Below are 371 nucleotides of genomic sequence, written 5' to 3'. Positions count from 1 at the left end.
TGAATCAGAATCGTTTTGCCATCCTCAGACAACTCTGCGCCTTGTACGGGAACATCATCCTGGCCGGTTTGCTCTGGATTTTTCACCGACCAGTCCTCCGAGCCATACCGCTCTTTCCAGCGGTAGTTCCACTGTTTGATCATGTAGTTGCTGGCTTGGGTGGCTATTTCTGCATCCAGCTGCTGATTGAATGTAATTGCAATACCGTTGGACCGTACATTTACGGCATCCATCACAAAGCCTTCGCCGCCGGTGTAGCGGATCCGGTCGAAGGAGCCATACTTCTGGGCAAACGCATCATCCCAGCCCGTCAGCCCCGCCAGGTAGTACTGCCCGTCGGCGGGATTGATCGCCGCCCGCTGGGTGCCGCT

At 55.8% G+C, this 371-nt stretch carries 1 pseudogene; it reads right to left on the bottom strand.

The features are described 5' to 3' along the window. Positions 1-371 (bottom strand): annotated as a pseudogene (locus ACG2F4_RS19465) (hypothetical protein); the annotation flags it as partial.

This window comes from Halalkalibaculum sp. DA3122, assembly GCF_043951865.1.
Lineage (GTDB): Bacteria > Bacteroidota > Rhodothermia > Balneolales > Balneolaceae > JAMQKA01.
Note: the sequence above shows the minus strand (reverse complement) of the source record. Positions and strands in the feature narration are given on the sequence as shown.